Here is a 20,015-nt window from a genome sequence, read left to right on the forward strand (position 1 = left end):
TCAATAGGCCCTTGAAAATGACGTCACTCGTCGAGTGCTTCCTGACTGACGGCGATGAATTCCAGCATCTTCTGGTTGCCGTCCATGATGTCGGTCTGGATCGCGTGTCTGGCGGCGGCCGCATCTTTTTGGCGAAGGGCGCTGAGCACTTCCACGTGATGTTCGATGGCCATGGTCAGGGAAAAGTGGGCGTACGCCTGGGCGATCAAAGGGCCTGCGCGCATCCACAGGCTGTCCAGATAACCCCGCAGCAGGGGCATGCGCGCGGCTTCGGCGATCAGAAAGTGAAACTCGCTGTTGAGCCGCAGCGCTTCGGGCACGTCATGCCTTTCGATGGCCTGAAGGTTGAGCTGGATATTGGTGTCGATGCGCGTGATGTCGGCCTCTGTGGCCACGTTGGCAGCGGCCTCGGCGCCGAGGCCTTCGAGGTTGAAGCGCAGGGTGCGGATTTCCAGATACGCTTCACGGTCCAGCACCGGAACCCGAATGTCCTTCGGGGTCTTGAGCACCAACGCCTTCTCCTTCGCCAGTTGCAGGATGGCGTCGCGGACCGGCGTGACACTGGTGCCCAGTTGGGCGGCCAGTTCCCGTATCCGCAGCCGGTCATCCGGCTTGAGCCCGCCGGTGATCAGCGCGTTACGCAACTGCGAGTAGACGTTGGAGCCCAGATAGGTATGGGCGATGGTGTCGAGCGGGTAGGACATGAGTCACCAAGTGCCGAGGCGTATGACGGGCGACTATACAACAGGATGCCCGAGGCTCTCCCGCGTTGAATGGCCCTCAATGACCGAAAGCGAGGGATTTGTGTCGTTCGTTTTCCCTCAAGCAACGCTTAGGCTTCACAGCTACAGACAGCGCTACGTGTGGCTGTCGCGTGATGTGATGAGGATTGAACATGAGCAAATCAGTCGTAGAAATTCCCGAAGGCAACGACGTGTTCGGCGTGAGCACCCAAGCGTTCACCGACTGGCAATATGCCCCGGCGGTCAGGGCCGGTGGGCTGTTGTTTGTCGCAGGATTGGTGGGTGTGAAAGCGGACGGCACCGTGCCGGTTTCCGTTGCTGAACAGACCGAACTGGCCTTTCAGCGCATCGCTGAGGTGTTGCGTCTGGAAGGGTTGGGCATGGGCGATCTGGTGGAGGTCGTCAGTTATCACGTGGACCTGAAACAGCACCTCGACGATTTCCTGCCGGTCAAGAAGCGGCATTTCGTCGAGCCGTTCCCGGCGTGGACGTTGATCGGTATCGAAGCGCTTGGCTTGCCGGAGCTCAAGATCGAGATCAAGGTCGTCGCGGCCTTGAAGGTTTGATTGACCCTGGCGGATGACGCGTGCCTCAACGTCCAGGCTTGCGGCCTCGCCTGAGGCCGCCGGTTATGGCGCGATGGCGAGGGCGTCGTCCACACCCTTCTGATGAGAGAGCCGACGGACGCTTTGTGGTGGATGGCCGGTCACTCTGATGAACGCTCGGCGCATGCGTTCCGGGTCTCTGAACCCGACCGAATGGGCGATCAGCTCGATGGGCTCGGCGCTTCGCTCGACGCGCTGCCTGGCCACTTCAACGCGCAAGCGTTCGACGGCCTTCGCGGGCGTTTCACCCGTTTCCATCAGAAAAGCTCGGCCAAATTGACGCGGACTCAGGCAGGCGATGGCGGCCAGGTGTTCGGTTGACAGCTGCTCGTGCAGATGCTCGCGCATGTAGGTCAGCACCTCGCGCATGCGGTCGGTGGCGGGCTCCATGTCGGCCATGGCTGAGAACTGCGATTGCCCGCCAGGGCGGCGGTGATAAACGACCAGCAGCCTTGCGACTTCGTGGGAAACGGCGCTGCCCAGATCTTCTTCGATCATCGCCAACGCTTGATCGATGCCCGCCGTCACGCCTGCTGACGTCCAGATGCCGCCTTCCTTGACGAAAATCCGGTTCGGCTCGACCTTCACTTTCGGGAATTGACGTTGCAACTGCGCCGTCTGCTTCCAGTGCGTAGTGGCCCGACGTCCGTCCAGCAAACCCGCCTCGGCCAGGAAAAACGCGCCGGTGCACACGCTGGCGACGCGTCGGGTGCCTTTGGCCGCGGCCCTGGCCAAGTGATCCGAGATGTCGGGAAGATCGTACGGTCTGGACAATAGATCGGCGCCCACCACCGTCAACGTGTCGTAAGGCTTGGACCTGATCTTGCTCGCTGTCACCTCCAGACCGGAAGAACTCCTGACTGGACCGCCCGATTGCGACACCACGAAACACCGATAGGGATCAGGCACGCCCACCCCCTTGGCCAGCTCGAACGCCGCCAGCGGACCCGTGAGGTCGAGAATCTGGAAGCCGGGGAAGATCAGGAAGGCGATATCACGCATCTCAGTACCTATTCAAGCATCGTGAATTCCACTCTGTGACGTCTGTGTTCCTTGCGACACACGTCTGTGACCCGCCGATGATCCGCCAGATCCGGAACGGTGCAAAGGGCGTAAAACCCGCAAAAACCGTCATCGTCACAGGAGGTCGCGGAAGCACTGCGAGACGCTGCCCTCTGTAGGCGCGAATTCATTCGCGAAGAAGGCCCAGACGCTGGGGGGTGGCTGCGAACGTTTCCTTCATGGCGTTAAAGGAGGGAACTACGTCCTTTTCCCTGTGCGTTGCGGTGACGAAAATGCCCACCGTTTCATGAGCAGGCGTCCTTGAGCGCCTCGACACCCATGGCATCGAACACGTCCCGCGACTGTGCAGCCTCCGTCTGGATACGGCAGAAGGGGGTGGGCGGCCGTTCGATCTGCGGATCATTGACCGACTCGGAGCCCCTATGACAACCCTATTGAAGCCGCGCCTGGCCCTCGTTCTGGCGGGCAGCTGTTTACTTGCCGCTAGCGTGACGTATGGCCTGATGGAACGTACAGAGCAGGCGGTCGCACAGGAAGCGCCACATTTGCCGGTGGTCGATGTGGCGGTGGTGAAGCAGCAGAACGTGACCGACTGGCAGTTCTACTCGGGGCGTTTGAGCGCCGTGGAGCGGGTGGATGTTCGGCCGCAAGTCTCCGGCACGCTGACGTTCGTCAACATCCATGACGGGCAGATGGTGAAACAGGGTGACGTGCTGTTCGTGATCGACCCGCGCCCCTATCAGGCGCAGGTGGACCGGGCAAAAGGCGAGGTCGCAGCGGCCAGGGCGCGGATGGCCTACACGCAGAATGATTGGGCGAGGGCGCAACGGCTCCTGGCTGAAAATGCCATCGCCCGGCGCGACTACGACGAAAAAAACAATGCCGCGCTGGAGGCCGTCGCCCATCTGAAAACCGCCGAGGCCACGTTGAAGGCTGCCGAAATCGACTTGGCTTACACCCAGGTTATCGCGCCGATTTCAGGGCGGGTCTCCCGCGCTGAAGTGACGTTGGGCAACCTCGTGCATGCGGGCGCCGGTGCGGAATCGCTGACCACCGTCATGTCCATGGACCCGATCTACGCCGAGTTCAATGCCGACGAACAGACGTACTTGAAATACATCCGCAGCGTAGGCCGCAACGGCAAGGTGCCGGTCGACCTCGGGCTGGGCAACGAGACCGGCTATTCGCGCCGTGGCGTCATTCAATCCGTCGACAACGCCCTCGACACCTCATCCGGCACCATCCGTGTGCGGGCGCGCTTCGACAACGCCGATGGCGCGCTGCTGCCCGGTCTGTATGCGCGGCTCAAGGTCGGGGGCAGCGAGCCCTATCCCGCGCTGCTGATGGACGACGCCGCCATGGGCACCGATCAGGACAAGCGGTTCGCCTACGTCGTCGGCGATGACGATCACGTCGTGTACCGCCAGGTCGTTCTCGGCGATCTGCAGGGCAACGAACGCATCGTCAAGTCCGGATTGAAGGAGGGCGAACGGGTGGTCGTCAGCGGGCTGCAACGGGTACGTCCGGGAGACAAAGTATCTATCGGCACATCGGTGCAATAGCCATGAGTGAACGACATGTCCATCCGCCGTTCGGCCACGCCGGCAACGCTCGATTCCGCACGCTCACGCAGAAGACTGACTCATGAAAATTTCCAACTTCTTTATCGACCGTCCTATCTTCGCAGGCGTGCTGTCGGTGCTGATTCTGCTGGGCGGGCTGATTGCGATTTTCCGCCTGCCTATCGCCGAATACCCCGAGGTCGTGCCGCCGTCGGTGACGGTCAGCACCCAATACCCCGGCGCCAATCCGAAAGTCATCGCCGAAACCGTCGCCGCGCCCCTGGAAGAAAAGATCAACGGCGTCGAGAACATGCTGTACATGCAATCCCAAGCGAACAGCGACGGCAACCTGACCCTCACCGTGACCTTTGCCTTGGGCACCGACCCGGACCTGGCGACCCAGTTGGTGCAGAACCGGGTCAATCAGGCCTTGCCCCGGTTGCCTGAAGACGTGCAGCGCCTGGGTGTCACCACGCAAAAGAGCACGTCCTCGCTGGTGCTGTTTCTGCACTTGGTGTCGCCGAACGGCCGCTATGACAACACCTACCTGCGCAATTACGCGTTGCGCAACGTGAAGACCAGATTCGAGCGCATCCATGGCGTCGGTCGCGTCGACTTGTGGGGCTCGGGTGACTATTCGATGCGGGTCTGGCTGGACCCCGCCAAGGTCGCACAACGCAACCTCACCGCGCTGGACGTGGTCAACGCGATCAAGGAACAAAACATTCAGGTGGCGGCGGGGGCTGTAGGCGCAGCGCCTGCGGCACCGGGCACGGCCATGCAATTGACCGTCAACGCACAGGGTCGCCTGAAAACCGTTTCCGAGTTCGAAGACATCGTGCTCAAGACCGGCGCCAACGGGGCCGTCACCCATCTTCGGGATGTGGCGCGGGTGGAGCTGGCCGCAACGGAATACGGCCTGCGCGCTTTGCTGGACAACCAACCGGCGGTGTCCTTGGCGATTTACCAGACGCCGGGGGCCAACGCGCTGGACATCTCCGACGAGATCCGCGCACAGCTGGTGGACCTGAGCGCTGAGTTCCCGACGGACTTGGAATACCGGCTGGTGTACGACCCGACGCGCTTCGTCAAATCCAGCATCCAGGCGGTCATCCACACCCTGCTCGAAGCCATCGCCCTCGTCGTGGTGGTGGTCATCGTGTTCCTGCAATCGTGGCGCACGTCGTTGATTCCCCTGATCGCCGTGCCGGTTTCGATCATCGGCACCTTTGCGTTGCTGCTGGTGTTCGGTTACTCCATCAACGCGTTGTCGCTGTTCGGCATGGTGCTGGCGATCGGTATCGTGGTCGATGACGCGATCGTCGTCGTGGAAAACGTCGAGCGCAACATCGCCAGCGGACTCGCCCCCCGAGAGGCGACGTATCAGGCGATGCAGGAAGTCAGCGGGCCGATCATCGCCATCGCCCTGACCCTGATCGCAGTGTTCGTGCCGCTGGCCTTCATGAGCGGCCTCACCGGCCAGTTTTACAAACAGTTCGCGATGACCATTGCGATCTCCACCGTCATTTCCGCGTTCAACTCCCTGACGCTCTCACCGGCCTTGACCGCGCTGCTGCTGCGCGGTCATGACGCGCCGGAAGACTGGCTGACACGTGGGATGAACAGGGTATTCGGACGAGGTTTTCGCGCGTTTAACCACGTCTTTCATCGCGGCTCGGAGCGCTATTCGAAGGGAGTGAACGGCGTCATCCGGCACAAGGGCAGCATGCTGATGATCTATGCGGTGTTGCTGGGGCTGACCGTGCTGATCGCCAAGGTCGTGCCGGGCGGGTTTCTGCCGCAACAGGACAAGGAATACCTGGTCACCATCGCCCAGTTGCCGAACGGCGCGTCCCTCGATCGCACCGAAGAGGTGATTCGCCAGATGAGCGAGATCGTCATGCATCAGCCTGGCGCGGCCCATGCCGTGGGCTATCCGGGGCTGTCAGTGAACGGGTTCATGAACAGTTCGAGCGCCGGCATCGTGTTCGTGCCGCTCAAGCCCTTTGCCGAACGTCAGGGGGCCGACGAAACGGCGGCGGCCATTGTCGCGTCGCTGAACCAGAAGTTCGCCAGCATCAAGGGGGCCTACGTCGCGGCCTTCCCGCCACCCCCCATTCTCGGCCTCGGCACCCTCGGCGGGTTCAAGATGCAGCTCGAAGACCGCGCTGACCTGGGTTATGAGGCGTTGGACAAGGCCGCCAAGGCGTTCATGGCCGAAGCCGCCAAAACCCCGGAACTGGGCGGATCACTGAGCAACTACCAGATCAACTTCCCGCAGTTGAACATCGAGCTGGACCGGGTGAAGGCCAAGCAGCTCGGGGTCTCCGTGTCCGATGTGTTCAGCACACTGCAGGTCTACCTCGGTTCGCTGTACGCCAACGACTTCAACGCGTTTGGTCGGGTGTATCAGGTGCGGGTCCAGGCCGACGCGCCTTTCCGCCAACGGGCCGACGACATTCTTCAGTTAAAGGCGCGTAACGACCGGGGGGAAATGGTGCCGCTGTCCTCGCTGTTGCACGTGACACCGACGTACGGCCCGGACATGGTCGTGCGCTACAACGGCTACACGGCTGCCGATATCAATGGCGGCCCGGCGCCCGGTTATTCCTCGGGCCAGGCGCAGGCAGCGGCTGAGCGTATTGCGTTACAGGTCTTGCCCCAAGGCGTGAAGTTCGAATGGACCGACCTGACCTATCAGCAAGTGCTGGCCGGTAACGCGGGGCTGTGGGTGTTCCCGATCAGCGTGCTGCTGGTGTTCCTGGTGCTGGCGGCGTTGTACGAAAGCCTGACCCTGCCGCTGGCAGTGATCATGATCGTGCCGATGAGTGTGCTGTGCGCCTTGACCGGTGTGTGGCTGACCCACGGCGACAACAACATCTTCACCCAGATCGGCTTGATGGTGTTGGTTGCCCTGGCATCAAAAAACGCGATTCTGATGGTCGAGTTCGCGCGAGAGCTGGAACACGACGGCTACACGCCATTGCGCGCCGCCATCGAAGCCAGTCGGCTGCGTTTGCGCCCGATCCTGATGACCTCCATCGCGTTCGTCATGGGTGTCGTGCCACTGGTGTTCTCCTCCGGAGCGGGCGCCGAAATGCGCCAGGCCATGGGCATTTCCGTGTTCTTCGGGATGCTGGGCGTCACCGGTTTCGGCCTGGCGTTGACCCCGGTTTTCTATGTGGTTCTGCGCACGTTGGCAGGCGGCAAGGTCCATGTGGCGCAGAAAGACGCGCCGTCCCTGTCAACGACTGTCTGAGGAACTCACCATGATCGATAGGCTGATACACGGCCACGCCACACGGTGGGCGGCCAGCGCGCTGCTCTTGTTGCTGAGCGCCTGCTCCGTCGCGCCCTCTTATGAACGGCCAGACGTCCGCACGCCCGCGCGCTTCAAAGAGGCTGCGGTGACCGATCGCTGGAAAACAGCGGAACCGGCGGACGACCGGCAGCGGGGTGAGTGGTGGACCCTCTTCAACGACCCGGTGCTCAACGACCTGGAACGCCAGGCCGCCAAGGCCAACCAGAATCTGAAAGCCGCCGCAGCGCGGGTGCTGCAGGCGAGGGCGGAGTCGTCTGCGGCCCGTGCCAGTCGGTTTCCTACCCTCGACGCAGGCTTCGGGCCGACCCGCGAGCGGCTTTCTCCAGCGTCGCAGTTTCAGTCGGACAGCGCCCACGTACCCACTCAGACGCTATGGCGCGCACAAGCCACGGCTTCTTACGAACCCGATCTGTTCGGCAGGGTGAGTGAAAGCGTCAACGCTGCGGTGGCGGATCAAGCGCAACAAGAGGCGTTGTTTCATTCGGTACAACTGGCGCTCCAGGCCGACGTTGCCCGCAACTACTTTGAACTGCGTGAGTACGACAATCAGCTGCGCCTGTATCAACGCACCGTGGCGCTTCGGGAAGACACGTTGAAATTGGTCGAGGCCCGCTTCAAGGAGGGGGACATCAGTGAACTCAACGATGCCCGCGCCCGCAACGAGCTGTTCGCGGCCCGCGCCGACTCATCGGGTGTGGCGCGGCTTCGTGCCGCGTCCGAACACAGCCTCGCGGTATTGCTGGGACAAGCGCCTGCTGAATTCGGATTGGCCACCTCGCCGCTGGAGCCGGTCCGCATGCAGGTGCCAGACGTCATGCCGTCTGAACTGCTGGAACGTCGGCCTGACATTGCCGCAGCGGAGCGGGCCATGGCCGCCGCCAACGCGCGCATCGGCCTAGCGAAATCCGCGTTTTTTCCTCGGCTGGTGATCAATGGTGCAGGCGGTTTCGAGGCGGGCTCACTGGGCAATCTCTTTGACTGGTCCACGCGTGCCTTTGTCTTGGGGCCGTTGACCGGCACCGCATTGACCTTGCCCCTTTTCGACGGTGGCCGTCGACAGGCCGACCTCGACACGGCCCGCGCCCAGTATGAAGAAGACGTCGCCCGCTACCGCGAACAGGTGCTGATCGCGTTTCGGGAAGCGGAGGACAGCTTGTCCGACCTTCGGTTGCTGGGAGAGCAGACTCGGGACCAAAGCACAGCCGTCAGCGCCTCGCAGCGCACCGAGCGGCTGTCGAAAAAACAGTACGAGGAAGGGCAGATCAGCTACCTGGATGTCATCGATGCGCAACGTCAAGTGTTGCAGGCCGAGCTGCAACTGAGCCGCCTGACCGGTGTTCAAGCGGCGGCAACGGTGAATCTGGTCCGCGCACTCGGTGGTGGTTGGGAGCGAGGCGGTGAGAGTCAGGTGGTGAGAGCAAGGTGATGAGGAGCGAAGCACGCTGAACCGGTCTGCGACCGACGCTCCTCCCGTGCGGTGAAGGGACTTAGCGGTTATGCCGCAAAATCGAGAAGTTCAGCGCAGCCGCCACACTCAGCCAGATGAGGTAGGGGAACAGGATCAGCCCGGTGATCAGGTCCACCGGCATTGCCACCACGATCAGTGTGGCGACGGTGAGCCAGAGCGCGGCAAGAATGACCATGCCCGCGATAATCCGATGGGCGCCGAAGAACACCGGCGTCCATAACGTGTTGAGGGCGATTTGAGCAGCCCACAAGGCCAACGCGGTTTGGCTGTCGGGGAGCAACGTCAGTCGATAACCGGCCCAGGCCAGCAACAGATAAATGATCGTCCAGACCACCGGGAACGCCCAGTTTGGCGGAGTGAAGCGGGGCTTTTGCAGGCTTTCGTACCAACTGCCGGGTTTGAAGATCACGCCGGTGCTGGCAGCAGCGGCGCAGGCAATCAGAAAGATATAAAAAGTCATCGAGTGTCCTTTGGCGTGAGCGATCGTGTGGGGTGGGTTCTTTGGGATTGGACGCGTCCAGCGGCAAAAGGTCCTGATTGATCACGACTCGGGTGTATTCAACGCCTCGTACCACCCGGCGTAAGGCGTGTTCTTGACCATGCGCCGATTCAAATCAGGCGCTCCGTCGTTCCACCAGACCGGCCCGCGCTCTCCCAAGCCCACTTTGGCCGCGTTGACCTGCGCCCGCGCCGCTTTCAGTTGCGCTGAGTCCCGCGACGTTTTCGCGGCTTTGACCGCCCGCCGCGCCGCCATCAGTTCATTCACTCGCTGCTGACGTTGCGCTTCGTCGAGGGCCGGGTTGGAGCAGCGCCACAGCCGTTCCTTGACGACGAAATACCGGCCATCGGGGGTTGTCGGGTACATGCGCGAAGCTCCATGGGTTGAACACGTGGCCAGATCTGGCCAAGGGATTGAACGGGCGACACCGTGCATTTCAGTGAACTTGTGCCGCCGCATCAGGGCCTGATGTTGACAGTCAGCACAGGAGAGACCGTGATGAACACCGATCAATTCAATCAGTACGATGCGGAGCGTCTTCACCAACGCGTGGCGCAGGAGCTCGGCTTGACCAGCGACGAGTTGAAAACCTGGATGATCAATGACATCGAACGCGTCACCGAAGGTGGCAAGGACGTCGGGCACATGGTCGTGTTTCGGGAGTCCACGCCGCCTGAGGTCCTCGACAAGTTGCAGCACCGGCAGAGCGAGTTCACCGCCATGACTGGCGTGATTCCCCACGATTGACCGACAGGAGCCCTCCGCGATGAACCAGCAAAAAACACCCGTGAACGAAACGCCAACGCCACCCAAACAACCTGACGTACCGGCGCACTCGACCGAGCAGGAGAAGGCGCGTCTGAAAGATTTCAATAAAGACGGCATTCCGCCGGGCGTGAGCTGAAGCACCAGGCATTGTCGGTTCTGGCCGCTGGAAGACGTGCTCAGCAACGTCCTACAATGCGGCCATCGTTTTCACACAAAAGGCCCGGCCATGCCTGCCGCTCTGACACGTCCGACTGCTGCCCCTCATCTGGCCCCCGGTGAAACCGTCGTGCTGTTCGACGGCGTCTGCAAACTGTGTAACGGCTGGGCGAAATTCCTCATTCGTCACGATCGCCACAAGCGTGTCCGACTCGCCACCGTGCAATCGCGAGAAGGCCAGGATTTGCTGGCCTGGGCGGGTTTGGCGGTGGACGCGTTCGACACCATGGCGGTCATTCGTGATCAGCACTATTGGGTCAGGTCGGAGGCGTTTTTCGTAGTGGCATCGCTGCTGCCCGCGCCTTGGCCCGCACTCGGGCTGCTGCGAGTTTTTCCACGGGCGCTGCGGGACTGGGCGTACGACCGCATCGCGCTCAACCGCTATCGCTTGTTCGGCAAATACGACGTGTGCCTGATGCCGACCCCGGATCATCAGCAGCGCTTTCTCAAGGCGCAGTCGTGAGCCCTTTGCGTCAGGCCCATTGGCTGGCGCGAGGTGGTCTGGCGTTCATGTTCGCCTACCACGGGTTGGTGCCCAAACTCATCGCGTTAAGCCCGGGCGAGCAGGTGTTGCTGCGCGCTCACGGTCTGGAAGGCGCGCCGTGGTTGTCACAAGCCGCAGGAGTTGCGGAGCTGATGCTCGCCGCAGTTTTGCTGCTTGTCCCACGTCTGAACTGGCCTGTGATGCTGGCGGCGGTCGTGCTGCTGGGGTTGCTGGTCGACGTCGCTGTGATGCAACCGTCCATACTGGTCGATGCGTTCAACCCGGTCACCCTGAACGTGGCCGGGATGGTGCTGTGTGCGGTGGCGTGGGTGACGCGGCAGGCTCAACACCCAAACGGTTAGAGAACGGGGGACAGCCCGCCATCGACTCGTAAGTGAGTGCCCGTGATGTAACCCGCGAGAGGCCTGGCAAGGCGCAAGGATGCGCCCGCGCACGTTTCGAGCCGGGTGAGGATTTTTTCTTCGGCGGCCGGAGGCGGCATTAAAACGGCAATGCCTCTGAGGTGCAGGCGGTCCTTTTCCCGAGGCTAGGCGGCCGGGCGTTTGCCCTCAGGCAGTTTGTCGATCATGGCCGCCACTTGCTCATCGATTTCATCGACGGTCCATGGTGAGTCGAGGCACATGACGTTGCTTTCGACGAGGCCATCGTAGTGATCCGCGATGATGAAGGGCAGGGCGGGGTAGGCGCGGGAGAGCGTCGTCGTGAGGTCCGCGCCGTTGAGCACGCCGGGAAGGGTGCCGCTGGCGATGACGACACTGATCGAGGTCTGCGGGTGAGTGATATACGCCCGGGCTTCATTGGCATCGTCAAACGCCTGCACTTCAAGCCCCAGGTTCTGCACCGCTGTCGTAAGGCGCGGCAGCATGGGCGATTCGAAAACGATCACTGCCATGCCGAGGCGGTCTTGCGTGTCCGTAGGCGTTGTCATGTCGCTTCCTCGCTGTGCAGGGTGCGATGAGCATGGCACGTGGAAATGAAAGCCGCCGGATTTTCTCGCTAAAAAAGAGACCTCCTGGCGCGGCGATGGCCGCGTCAAAAAGCGTCTTGAACAGTGCATCGAGGACGAGCGTGCTCCCGTCCTCGATGAATCAGGTCAGCGATAGCGTTCCAGCCAGTGAGCGTAAGGCGCAGGCAGGGTCCAGGACGCTTTCTCCGCACCCAGTTCCTTGGCGGCGAAATAGGCCCAATGTGGATCGGCCAAGTGCGCACGCCCCACTGACACAAGGTCCAGATGCCCAGACTCCAGCGCGGTCTGCGCCAGCTGTGGCGTGCCGAAACCCCAGGCGGAGGTCACCGGGAGACCGGCTTCGCGGCGAACCCGCTCGGCGATCGGCCCCATGAAGGCCGGGCCCCAGGGAATGTTGGTTTCCGGAATGGTGAAGCCTACGCTGACGCTCAGCAGGTCAAGACCTCCAGCCTTGAAGCGGCGAGCGAGTTCGATGGATTCGGTCAGGGTCTGCTCGTCCCGGTCGTCGTATTCGATCACGCCAAAACGTGCCGTGAGGGGCAGGTTTTCTGGCCACACTTCACGCACCGCAGCCAGGGTTTCCAGCAGGAAGCGGCTGCGATTGTCGAAGCTACCGCCGTAAGCGTCGGTCCGTTTGTTGGAATGTTCGGAGAAGAAGCTCTGGGCGAGGTAGCCGTGAGCGAAGTGCAGTTCGATCCATTCGAAACCGGCTTCGCGGGCACGGCGGGCGGCGTTCACGAAATCCTCGCGGACACGGGCGATGTCTGCCAGGGTCATTTCCTGAGGCACTTTTGGCAAGTTGGCACCGAAGGCGACCGGGGAGGGGCCAAGGGTTTTCCAGCCCCGTGGATCGTTTTCGGCCATGTGATCATCGCCTTCCCATGGGCGGTTTGCACTGGCCTTACGGCCAGCGTGGGCAATCTGAATACCGGGTACGGCGCCAGCGGCCTTGATGGCATTGACCATCGGAACAAAGGCTTGCGCGTGCTCATCGCTCCATATCCCGGCGCAGCCAGGGGTGATGCGACCTTCCGGTGACACCGCTGTCGCTTCGACCACGACCAGCCCCGCGCCGCCGCGAGCCATACTCGCCAAGTGCACATGGTGCCAATCGTTGACTACACCGTCGCCGGCCATGTACTGACACATCGGTGGAATCGCGATGCGGTTACGCAGAGTGACGTCCTTCAGGATGAACGGCTCAAACAGAGCTGACATGGGCATTTTCCTCGTGAGTGCTTTTTCGCTTGTTCGATAGTATTCGAAATATGGCGTTAGATGAAACCCCTCGATATCATGCGCACATGCGCGCCCTGAAACATCCCATCCCGTCCGAATTCGCCCTTGAACGCCTGCTTTACGCGTTGAGCGACCCTGTGCGCCTGGACATCGTCCGCTGCCTCGCGGGCGTGAACGAAGCCTCATGTGGCGATCTGGACGGCGGGCGTCCGAAGTCCAGCATGTCACACCACTTTCGGGTGCTGCGCGATGCAGGCCTGATTCACACCCGCAACGTCGGTACGACCCACATGAACTCGCTGCGCAGTGACGAACTCGATGCGCGTTTTCCGGGGCTGTTGAAGAGTATTCTGGCGCAGGATTGAGCGAGGCTTGTCACGGTTTTTCATGCGCCCTATGCTTGACGTTGTTTGATACCTGTACATCCCTGAGTGCGCCGTCAGCCCCGCCAGAGAAATCTGCCGGGGCTGTGTCATATCTGACTATTGGAGACGGATATGACAAGAGCACAACGGCGACACGACAACCGTCGCATCAAATCCAAATTTTACGAAATCCAGAAGAGTCGGCCTCATGAATGGCGACAGGATGTGAGCGGGAAAAGCGCTGGTATTTTCGCCAATCATGGCAAGACCTGCTCGTGCTTCATGTGCGGGAATCCGCGGCGGTTCTGGGGTGACCTGACGGTGCAAGAGAAACGTGCGGAATTGTGTCGGGATGTGGATCGGGTTGGCTCTGAAGAGCCAGTAGGCCCCCAGGGTGTTCCCTCACAAATCCACTCGTCCGCCGATTAACCGTTGGTCATGGCAATATGATTTCACCGCTCTGAAAACCCGCCCCAAACGCTTACAATCGCGCCCTCACACAGCACCCTTTCAGACCAGGCAGTTTATGGCGCTCGACCCCATCACGATGTTGACCCTTTCGATCGCCCTCGCCGCGGCGGCGGCGCTTTACCTGGCGGTGGAGTGGCGGCATGTTCGGGAGCCGTCGTTGCTGTTCTGGAGTGCCGGATTCGCGACGATCACGATTGGCTCGACCCTGGCCTTGCTGCGCAGCAGCGGCATTCTCCTGATCGGCATCTGGTTCGCCAACGGCTTGTTGGTGACGGCGCACTGGCTGTTTTTGCTGGGCGTCGTGCGTTTTACGGAAGGCCGACTGTCGCGGGGCTGGTACGCGATATTCGCCGTGTGGGTGGCGATGTTGCTGCTGCCGGAAGGGCCGTGGTGGTCGAAAACCATGCTCTCGGTGAACTCGTCGCTGGTGGCGCTGATGATGTTCAAGGCCAGCGCCTTGCTTCGGCCCCACGGCAAATCCCTGAGCGTCGGCGCCGGGCAATTGCGGTACGTGCTGCTGGGGCATGGCTTGTTTTATCTGGCCAAGGCGATCACCGGGGCGGTGCCAGGCACGTTGATCGACCTCGCGGCGTTTCGTGGCGAAATCATTCAAATATCCCTGGTGGAAGGGGCGATGGCGATCATGCTGATCGCGCTGTCGATGACCGGCTCCGAGCGCTATCGCCGGGAGAAACGCATAGAGCGCCTGGCGGCCCGCGACCCGCTGACGGCCCTGTACAACCGGCGCGCGCTCGAAGTCCGGGCGCCGCGTCTGCTGGAAGATGTGTCGCCCTCAAGGCCGGGCGCGCTGCTGCTGATCGACATCGACCACTTCAAGTCAGTCAATGACCAGTTTGGTCACATGGCGGGCGACCGTTTGCTGATCGTGCTCAGCGAGATGATTCGCTCAGTCCTGCCTAACGGTGCGCTGGCGGCCCGGTTGGGCGGCGACGAGTTCGTGATCCTTTTGAGCGACACGTCCCACGAGCGGATCGTCGAACTCGGCAATACTTTGCGCGGGCGCTTTCACGAGGCAGCGGCGCAGTCGTTCGCGACCCCGGAAGCCGTGACCTTGAGCATCGGCGCCAGCCTGTTCGACCAGCCCCCGGCGAGCCTCGCGGCCTTGATCGAGCAGGGCGATGCGGCGCTGTACGAATCCAAGCGTGGAGGGCGAGACAGCCTTCGCCTGGTGAACCGGACCCAGCCGGGCGAAGCCCCGTTGCAGCCGCTCTGACGCGCGTTTGAGCGCAAAAATGTCTCCTGTCTGAATCTTGGGCCCTGCCCCTGCTTGTGGTCTGAACATTGCTGTAGAGAGGGAGCAGGGCGTCGCGACATCCGAATTTTGACGTTGTGACCGTCTGCGCCCATCCCGCACTTAATGTATCGACGCGCTCCCCGATGAGCGTGTCATGGAGCCAGCCTTGAGTACCCTCTCGGAAATTGCAGCAAATCTGTTGAAGCGTGAACGTATGACTGAGGGTTCCAGCGCGCAGGGTGAGGCGCAGGACGCGATGGGTTGGGAGCAATTGATGGCGCTTTCCAAGGAAAAAGACGTCCACAAGTGGCAAGCCGCGCTGAATGAAATGATCAGTCATGCGCCGGGAAAGCGTCGCGTGACGGTACTGCGTGTGATTGAAGGCGGTTTGTCCTGATCATCCACGCTGTCCGTTGAGCGCTATTCATGGGCTTATTGGCGTTAGCTGGCACTGAAGCAAGGACGTAGAGTCGCAACACTGTCCTTGCCATGACCGGATTTCGCCCATGAGCCGTCCCCGTTTCCTACCCGACAACTTCACCCTGACCCTCGTGGCGGTGGTGATCATTGCCAGTTTTCTCCCCGCCACCGGTCAGGTTGCGGTGGGGTTTGGCTGGCTCACCAACATCGCCATCGCGCTGTTGTTCTTCCTGCACGGCGCCAAGCTGTCCCGAGAGTCGATCATTGCGGGCGCCGGGCATTGGCGCTTGCACCTGCTGGTGTTCAGCCTGACCTTCGTGGTGTTTCCCCTGCTCGGTCTGGCGCTCAAGCCAGTGCTGTCGCCGCTGATTGGCAAAGACCTGTACATGGGCATCCTGTATCTCTGTGCGCTGCCGGCCACCGTGCAATCGGCGATTGCCTTCACCTCCCTGGCGCGGGGCAATGTCCCCGCGGCGATCTGCAGCGCAGCGGCGTCCAGCCTCTTCGGGATTTTCATCACACCGTTGTTGGTCACGTTGCTGCTGAACGTGCACGGCGATGGCGGTTCCACCGTCGATGCGATTGTGAAGATCAGCATTCAGTTGCTGCTGCCGTTCGTGGCCGGTCAGATCGCTCGTCGCTGGATCGGCGAATGGGTCGGGCGCAACAAGGCCTGGCTGAAATACGTCGATCAGGGCTCGATTCTGTTGGTGGTGTACGGCGCATTCAGCGAGGCCGTGAACGAAGGCATCTGGCACAAGATCCCGGTCTGGGACCTGGCGGGATTGGTGATCGTGTGCTGCGTGGTGCTGGCACTGGTGCTGATGATCTCGACGCTGCTGGGCAAACTCTTCGGTTTCAGCATCGAAGACCGCATCACCATTCTGTTCTGTGGCTCGAAGAAGAGTTTGGCCACGGGCGTGCCGATGGCCCAGGTGCTGTTTGCGGGCAGCACCATTGGCGTGCTGATTCTGCCGTTGATGTTATTCCACCAGATTCAGTTGATGGTCTGCGCGGTGCTCGCCCAGCGTTATGCCAAGCGCCACGAGTCGGTGCCAGAGATGATGGCGCGGGTCGATCCTTGAATCTGTCATGAACAATGAAAACAGGATGCTTTGTTGCGTCCTGTTACACCCCCGTATCTGCGCTGAAACATTTTGGTAAACCTCAGTTGTTAACGTCCCGGTTCATTTTGATATCACTGCGGACGTCTTCTCATGGCTACCACACTCGAAACGGTTACTTCCTTCTATAAAAATATTCTCGGCCGCGACGGCTCCAGCAGCGAAGTCGCTTATTGGGTCGGGCGTATCGAGAGCGGAGCAGAAACCGTGGCTGACGTGGTATCAGCCTTCACACTGTCCAACGAAGCCGCCACCAACGTCGCGCCGATCGTCAATTTGTATTTCACGGCGTTTGGTCGGGCGCCGGATGCAGCGGGCCTGCAATATTGGGTGAGCGCTCAGAAAAGTGGATTGAGCCTGGGCAACATTGCCCAAGCGTTCACGCAGTCCCAGGAATTCGCCCAGACAGCCAGCGCCGACAACACCGCATTTGTCACCTCACTCTACCAACACGCGCTTGGCCGCACCCCGGATGCAGCCGGTCTGAACTACTGGGCCGAGCAACTCGCCAACGGCTTGAGCCGTGACCAACTGCTGGCGTCGGTGAGCGGTTCCCAGGAAAGCCAGACCACCACAGGCGTGAAAGCCCAGATCGTCCTGACCTACAACGGCCTGCTGGGCCGCTCGCCGACCGAAACCGAAGTGCAGAGCATCATCCAGAATCAGAGCGGCAAGTCGCCGATCGAGCTGATCAAGGACACGGCCAACACGCTGATCACCACCGGCGGTACGGCGCCGACTCCCCCTACGACGCCAACAACACCGACCGAGGCCATCTTCACGCCTAAAAGCGGTAGCCAGCTCGGTTCCTCCGATGCGTCCGGCGCCGTCGCGCTGGACAGCAAATACATGATCGTGGGTGACGACGAGTCCAACGTGTTGAGGGTTTACGACCGTTCAGGCGGTGACGCTCTGGTGGAGTGGGACTATGGCGACGCCACCGGGAGCACCGGCGAAGTCGACATGGAAGCCTTGACCATGGTGGGCAACATTCTTTACGTCACCGGCTCCCACAGCAACACCAAGAAAGGGCTCGATGCCGACAGCCGCGAAATCCTGTTCAGTGTGAAAGTAACCGGCACGGGCGCCGCGACGAAATTCGAATACCAAGGCAAGTACACTGGCTTCGAAGCCGATTTGGTGGCATGGGACAACGATGGTGCGAATGGCAAAGCCCCAGGCTACTTCGGTTTCGCCGCGTCGTCGGGCCCGGGACTTGCGCCGGAAAACACCAACGGATTCTCCATCGAAGGCATGACCACCTCCGTCGACAATTCCGAGCTGTGGCTGGGTTTCCGCGCGCCGCAAACCGACACCACTACCCGCGACAAGGCGCTGATCGTTCCGGTGACCAACTATCAGGCGCTGCTGGCCGACAAAACCATGACCACCGCGCCGACGTTTGGTGAAGCCATCGAACTCAACCTCGGCGGTCGCGGCATTCGTTCCATCGACAAGGCGAAGGATGGCAGCGGCTACCTGATCATCGCAGGCCCGTCGGGCGGTGCGACTGACGCGGTGACCAACGATTTCCGGTTGTACACCTGGGACGGCAAGGCTGAGGATGCACCGGTCGAGCTGGACAACAACCTCGACGCGCTGTTGAAGGCAACAGGCGGCAGCTTCGAATCCATCGTTTCGCCTGCCAGCATCAAGCCCGGCACCCAGATTCAACTGCTGCAAGACAACGGCGACACGATCTGGGCAGGGCAAACCGCTGTATCGAAGGACCTGGACCCGGCGGATCAGCAGTTCAAGGGCAACATCATCACCCTCGGTTCGCCTGTGGTGGACCACACCCCGCCGACGCTGGTCACGGCCTCTCCGGCTGACGACAGCACCGGCGTGGCGGTGAGCAGCACGCTGTCGCTGACCTTTGACGAAGGCGTGGCGTTTGGCACGGGCACCATCGAGTTGAAGGATGCGAACGATGTTGTGGTGCAGACCTTCAAGGCGGGCGATGCAGGTGTCAAGGTCGACTACAACACCATCACCCTGCAGCCGACCAACAAGCTGAGCTACACAACCGGATACAAATTGGTGCTCAATGACAACGCGGTCACCGACCATTCCGGCAACGCCCTCCCTGCCAAGACCCTCGACTTCACCACCGGTAGAGTGCCGCATTACGACGTCCTGATCTCAGAAGTGAACTCCAATGCCGTGGGCGGCGATTTCTTCGAGATTTATAACTACGGCACGACAACCATCGACCTCAGCGGTTGGAAAATGACCGACGATGCGCACACGTTCAGTGGTGCCAAGGCGCTGCCCGCCAACCTGACGCTGGAGGCAGGCAAAACGTTGGTGGTGTCGGTGGATGCAACCCAGTTCGATAACTTCAAAACGGTGTGGAACCTGACCACTGCAAGCAATGTGATCGGGATCGATGGCCCAGGTCTGGGCAAGCAGGATGCGGTGATTCTGTTCGACGCCAACGGTAACGTGGCGACGGCGTTCAACTACAGCCCGAATGCGATTACCGCCAGTGATGGAACGATCATTGCGACCTCCACCGCGGCCAACGCCTACACCGCGAATCAGCACGCGGGTGCAGCGTACGGCAGCACCGCCACGGCTTCCGCCGTGTGGGACGGCGTCTCGACTTCAAACCCGCATTACGTGGGGGCAGTCGCAGGCCAGATCGGCTCGGTATCGGAAGCCAATAACCCAACGTCCGTGGGCTCACCGGGCTATGTGCCTATCGTCCAGACCGGATCACTGAGCGTTCAGCCCGACGCATCGGCTTTGTGATTCACACAGGGGCCTGATTGGCACCGAACCTGTGGGAGATTCTGGAGGTCATGATCTCCGGCGTTTCCCACAGGAATGGCATGGGATGGAATACCGGCGTCAGCCCTGTTCCTCTTCCAGCTGACTCTCGTATTCCTTCTGATATTTCCCCGCCAACGACTCTTTCTGTTTGTCGTCCAGCAGCTTGCCCGCGATCTGGAAGAACTTGTGTTCTTCCTCCTTGAGGTGATGGTGCACCTTCTCCGCGAGCTTTTTGGCGGTGGCCAGCCAGGCCGGACTGGCCATGTCGGTTTCGTCCAGCTCCTCCATCATTTCATCCATCTCGTGATGCTCGGAGATGGCGTGGCGGCTTGGATCGACGCCGTTCTCCTCCTGCATGAGCGGTATATAGAAGAAGCGCTCTTCGGCTGTTTCGTGGGCATGCAGTTCCGCCTTGAGCTTCTCATAGGCTTCCACACGCTCTTTGCTGTCACCGTGAGTCTTGATCAGGGCGTCCGCATAACCGCGTTGGCGGTCGTGGCTTTCTCTCAGGGCTTCGAAGATGTTCACGGTGTCGTCCTCAATGGATACGGGGTCAGTACTTAGTGCTAGACCTCCGTCCATGAACGAGCGTTCAACCGAGGTTATCCGGTGCGCGGGGCATAAGCTTAGATCCATACGTTTCTTTCATAATTCTCAGCAGTTTTTATAATCAAAACGACTTTATCCC

The 20,015-nt window shown here is 61.0% G+C and carries 20 protein-coding genes; 13 read left to right on the top strand and 7 right to left on the bottom strand.

Annotated features, from left to right (window positions below; all coding sequences use genetic code 11):
• Positions 1 to 23 precede the first annotated feature (23 nt).
• Complete coding sequence (locus ACWKWE_RS11570; protein ID WP_166594860.1) at positions 24 to 704, bottom strand: GntR family transcriptional regulator; 681 nt, start codon at positions 702 to 704, stop codon at positions 24 to 26.
• Between the two features lie 191 nt (positions 705 to 895).
• Here ACWKWE_RS11570 and ACWKWE_RS11575 point away from each other — a divergent pair, with 191 nt between their 5' ends.
• On the top strand, positions 896 to 1,309 hold the full coding sequence (locus ACWKWE_RS11575) for a Rid family hydrolase (RefSeq protein WP_166594861.1): 414 nt from the start codon (positions 896 to 898) through the stop codon (positions 1,307 to 1,309).
• Between the two features lie 63 nt (positions 1,310 to 1,372).
• On the opposite strand, the gene ACWKWE_RS11580 is transcribed toward ACWKWE_RS11575, so the two are convergent.
• Positions 1,373 to 2,350, bottom strand: coding sequence for a GlxA family transcriptional regulator (locus tag ACWKWE_RS11580; protein ID WP_166594862.1), 978 nt, complete (start codon positions 2,348 to 2,350; stop codon positions 1,373 to 1,375).
• Between the two features lie 443 nt (positions 2,351 to 2,793).
• Here ACWKWE_RS11580 and ACWKWE_RS11585 point away from each other — a divergent pair, with 443 nt between their 5' ends.
• The 3 genes from ACWKWE_RS11585 to ACWKWE_RS11595 all read left to right on the top strand — a co-directional run bounded on the left by ACWKWE_RS11585 (position 2,794) and on the right by ACWKWE_RS11595 (position 8,681).
• Positions 2,794 to 3,933: an efflux RND transporter periplasmic adaptor subunit gene (locus tag ACWKWE_RS11585; RefSeq protein WP_483850589.1), complete on the top strand. Its 1,140-nt coding sequence runs from the start codon at positions 2,794 to 2,796 to the stop codon at positions 3,931 to 3,933.
• 82 nt (positions 3,934 to 4,015) lie between these two features.
• Positions 4,016 to 7,192 carry an efflux RND transporter permease subunit gene (locus ACWKWE_RS11590; RefSeq protein WP_483850590.1) on the top strand — a complete coding sequence of 1,059 codons (3,177 nt, stop codon included), beginning with the start codon at positions 4,016 to 4,018 and terminating at the stop codon, positions 7,190 to 7,192.
• 10 nt (positions 7,193 to 7,202) lie between these two features.
• Complete coding sequence (locus tag ACWKWE_RS11595) at positions 7,203 to 8,681, top strand: efflux transporter outer membrane subunit (RefSeq protein ID WP_483850591.1); 1,479 nt, start codon at positions 7,203 to 7,205, stop codon at positions 8,679 to 8,681.
• A gap of 61 nt (positions 8,682 to 8,742) precedes the next feature.
• Here ACWKWE_RS11595 and tspO read toward each other — a convergent pair whose 3' ends face one another.
• Together tspO and ACWKWE_RS11605 are read right to left on the bottom strand one after the other, a co-directional pair.
• Positions 8,743 to 9,183 carry a tryptophan-rich sensory protein TspO gene (tspO, locus tag ACWKWE_RS11600; RefSeq protein WP_483850592.1) on the bottom strand — a complete coding sequence of 147 codons (441 nt, stop codon included), beginning with the start codon at positions 9,181 to 9,183 and terminating at the stop codon, positions 8,743 to 8,745.
• Positions 9,184 to 9,264: 81 nt separating this feature from the next.
• Positions 9,265 to 9,588, bottom strand: a complete 324-nt coding sequence (locus tag ACWKWE_RS11605; protein WP_166594867.1) for a hypothetical protein — start codon at positions 9,586 to 9,588, stop codon at positions 9,265 to 9,267.
• A gap of 132 nt (positions 9,589 to 9,720) precedes the next feature.
• Between ACWKWE_RS11605 and ACWKWE_RS11610 the strand changes: the two genes are divergently transcribed.
• The 4 genes from ACWKWE_RS11610 to ACWKWE_RS11625 all read left to right on the top strand — a co-directional run bounded on the left by ACWKWE_RS11610 (position 9,721) and on the right by ACWKWE_RS11625 (position 11,052).
• Complete coding sequence (locus tag ACWKWE_RS11610; RefSeq protein WP_166594868.1) at positions 9,721 to 9,969, top strand: hypothetical protein; 249 nt, start codon at positions 9,721 to 9,723, stop codon at positions 9,967 to 9,969.
• A 19-nt stretch (positions 9,970 to 9,988) separates the two neighbouring features.
• Positions 9,989 to 10,126, top strand: coding sequence for a hypothetical protein (locus ACWKWE_RS11615; protein WP_483850593.1), 138 nt, complete (start codon positions 9,989 to 9,991; stop codon positions 10,124 to 10,126).
• Between the two features lie 90 nt (positions 10,127 to 10,216).
• On the top strand, positions 10,217 to 10,669 hold the full coding sequence (locus ACWKWE_RS11620) for a thiol-disulfide oxidoreductase DCC family protein (RefSeq protein WP_483850594.1): 453 nt from the start codon (positions 10,217 to 10,219) through the stop codon (positions 10,667 to 10,669).
• Entirely contained in the window at positions 10,666 to 11,052 is a 387-nt protein-coding gene (locus ACWKWE_RS11625) for a DoxX-like family protein (protein ID WP_483850595.1), read from the top strand. Before ACWKWE_RS11620 ends, ACWKWE_RS11625 begins: the two co-directional genes overlap by 4 nt.
• A gap of 185 nt (positions 11,053 to 11,237) precedes the next feature.
• Here the strand turns inward: ACWKWE_RS11625 and ACWKWE_RS11630 are convergent, their stop codons facing one another.
• Both ACWKWE_RS11630 and ACWKWE_RS11635 read right to left on the bottom strand, forming a co-directional pair.
• The gene (locus ACWKWE_RS11630) at positions 11,238 to 11,639 is read right to left on the bottom strand and encodes a hypothetical protein (protein WP_341963597.1); all 402 of its coding nucleotides are present in this window, start codon (positions 11,637 to 11,639) and stop codon (positions 11,238 to 11,240) included.
• 165 nt (positions 11,640 to 11,804) lie between these two features.
• Positions 11,805 to 12,896, bottom strand: coding sequence for an NADH:flavin oxidoreductase/NADH oxidase (locus ACWKWE_RS11635; RefSeq protein ID WP_483850596.1), 1,092 nt, complete (start codon positions 12,894 to 12,896; stop codon positions 11,805 to 11,807).
• A gap of 50 nt (positions 12,897 to 12,946) precedes the next feature.
• Here ACWKWE_RS11635 and ACWKWE_RS11640 point away from each other — a divergent pair, with 50 nt between their 5' ends.
• The 5 genes from ACWKWE_RS11640 to ACWKWE_RS11660 all read left to right on the top strand — a co-directional run bounded on the left by ACWKWE_RS11640 (position 12,947) and on the right by ACWKWE_RS11660 (position 19,306).
• Positions 12,947 to 13,282, top strand: coding sequence for an ArsR/SmtB family transcription factor (locus ACWKWE_RS11640; RefSeq protein ID WP_178115712.1), 336 nt, complete (start codon positions 12,947 to 12,949; stop codon positions 13,280 to 13,282).
• 526 nt (positions 13,283 to 13,808) lie between these two features.
• Positions 13,809 to 14,987: a GGDEF domain-containing protein gene (locus ACWKWE_RS11645; protein ID WP_483850597.1), complete on the top strand. Its 1,179-nt coding sequence runs from the start codon at positions 13,809 to 13,811 to the stop codon at positions 14,985 to 14,987.
• Between the two features lie 175 nt (positions 14,988 to 15,162).
• Positions 15,163 to 15,405: a hypothetical protein gene (locus ACWKWE_RS11650; RefSeq protein ID WP_483850598.1), complete on the top strand. Its 243-nt coding sequence runs from the start codon at positions 15,163 to 15,165 to the stop codon at positions 15,403 to 15,405.
• 109 nt (positions 15,406 to 15,514) lie between these two features.
• The gene (locus ACWKWE_RS11655; protein WP_166594877.1) at positions 15,515 to 16,513 is read left to right on the top strand and encodes a bile acid:sodium symporter family protein; all 999 of its coding nucleotides are present in this window, start codon (positions 15,515 to 15,517) and stop codon (positions 16,511 to 16,513) included.
• Positions 16,514 to 16,645: 132 nt separating this feature from the next.
• Positions 16,646 to 19,306, top strand: a complete 2,661-nt coding sequence (locus ACWKWE_RS11660) for a DUF3616 domain-containing protein (RefSeq protein WP_483850599.1) — start codon at positions 16,646 to 16,648, stop codon at positions 19,304 to 19,306.
• 99 nt (positions 19,307 to 19,405) lie between these two features.
• On the opposite strand, the gene ACWKWE_RS11665 is transcribed toward ACWKWE_RS11660, so the two are convergent.
• The gene (locus tag ACWKWE_RS11665) at positions 19,406 to 19,855 is read right to left on the bottom strand and encodes a hemerythrin domain-containing protein (RefSeq protein ID WP_483850600.1); all 450 of its coding nucleotides are present in this window, start codon (positions 19,853 to 19,855) and stop codon (positions 19,406 to 19,408) included.
• Positions 19,856 to 20,015 lie beyond the last annotated feature (160 nt).

The organism is Pseudomonas salicis (genome assembly GCF_057128705.1).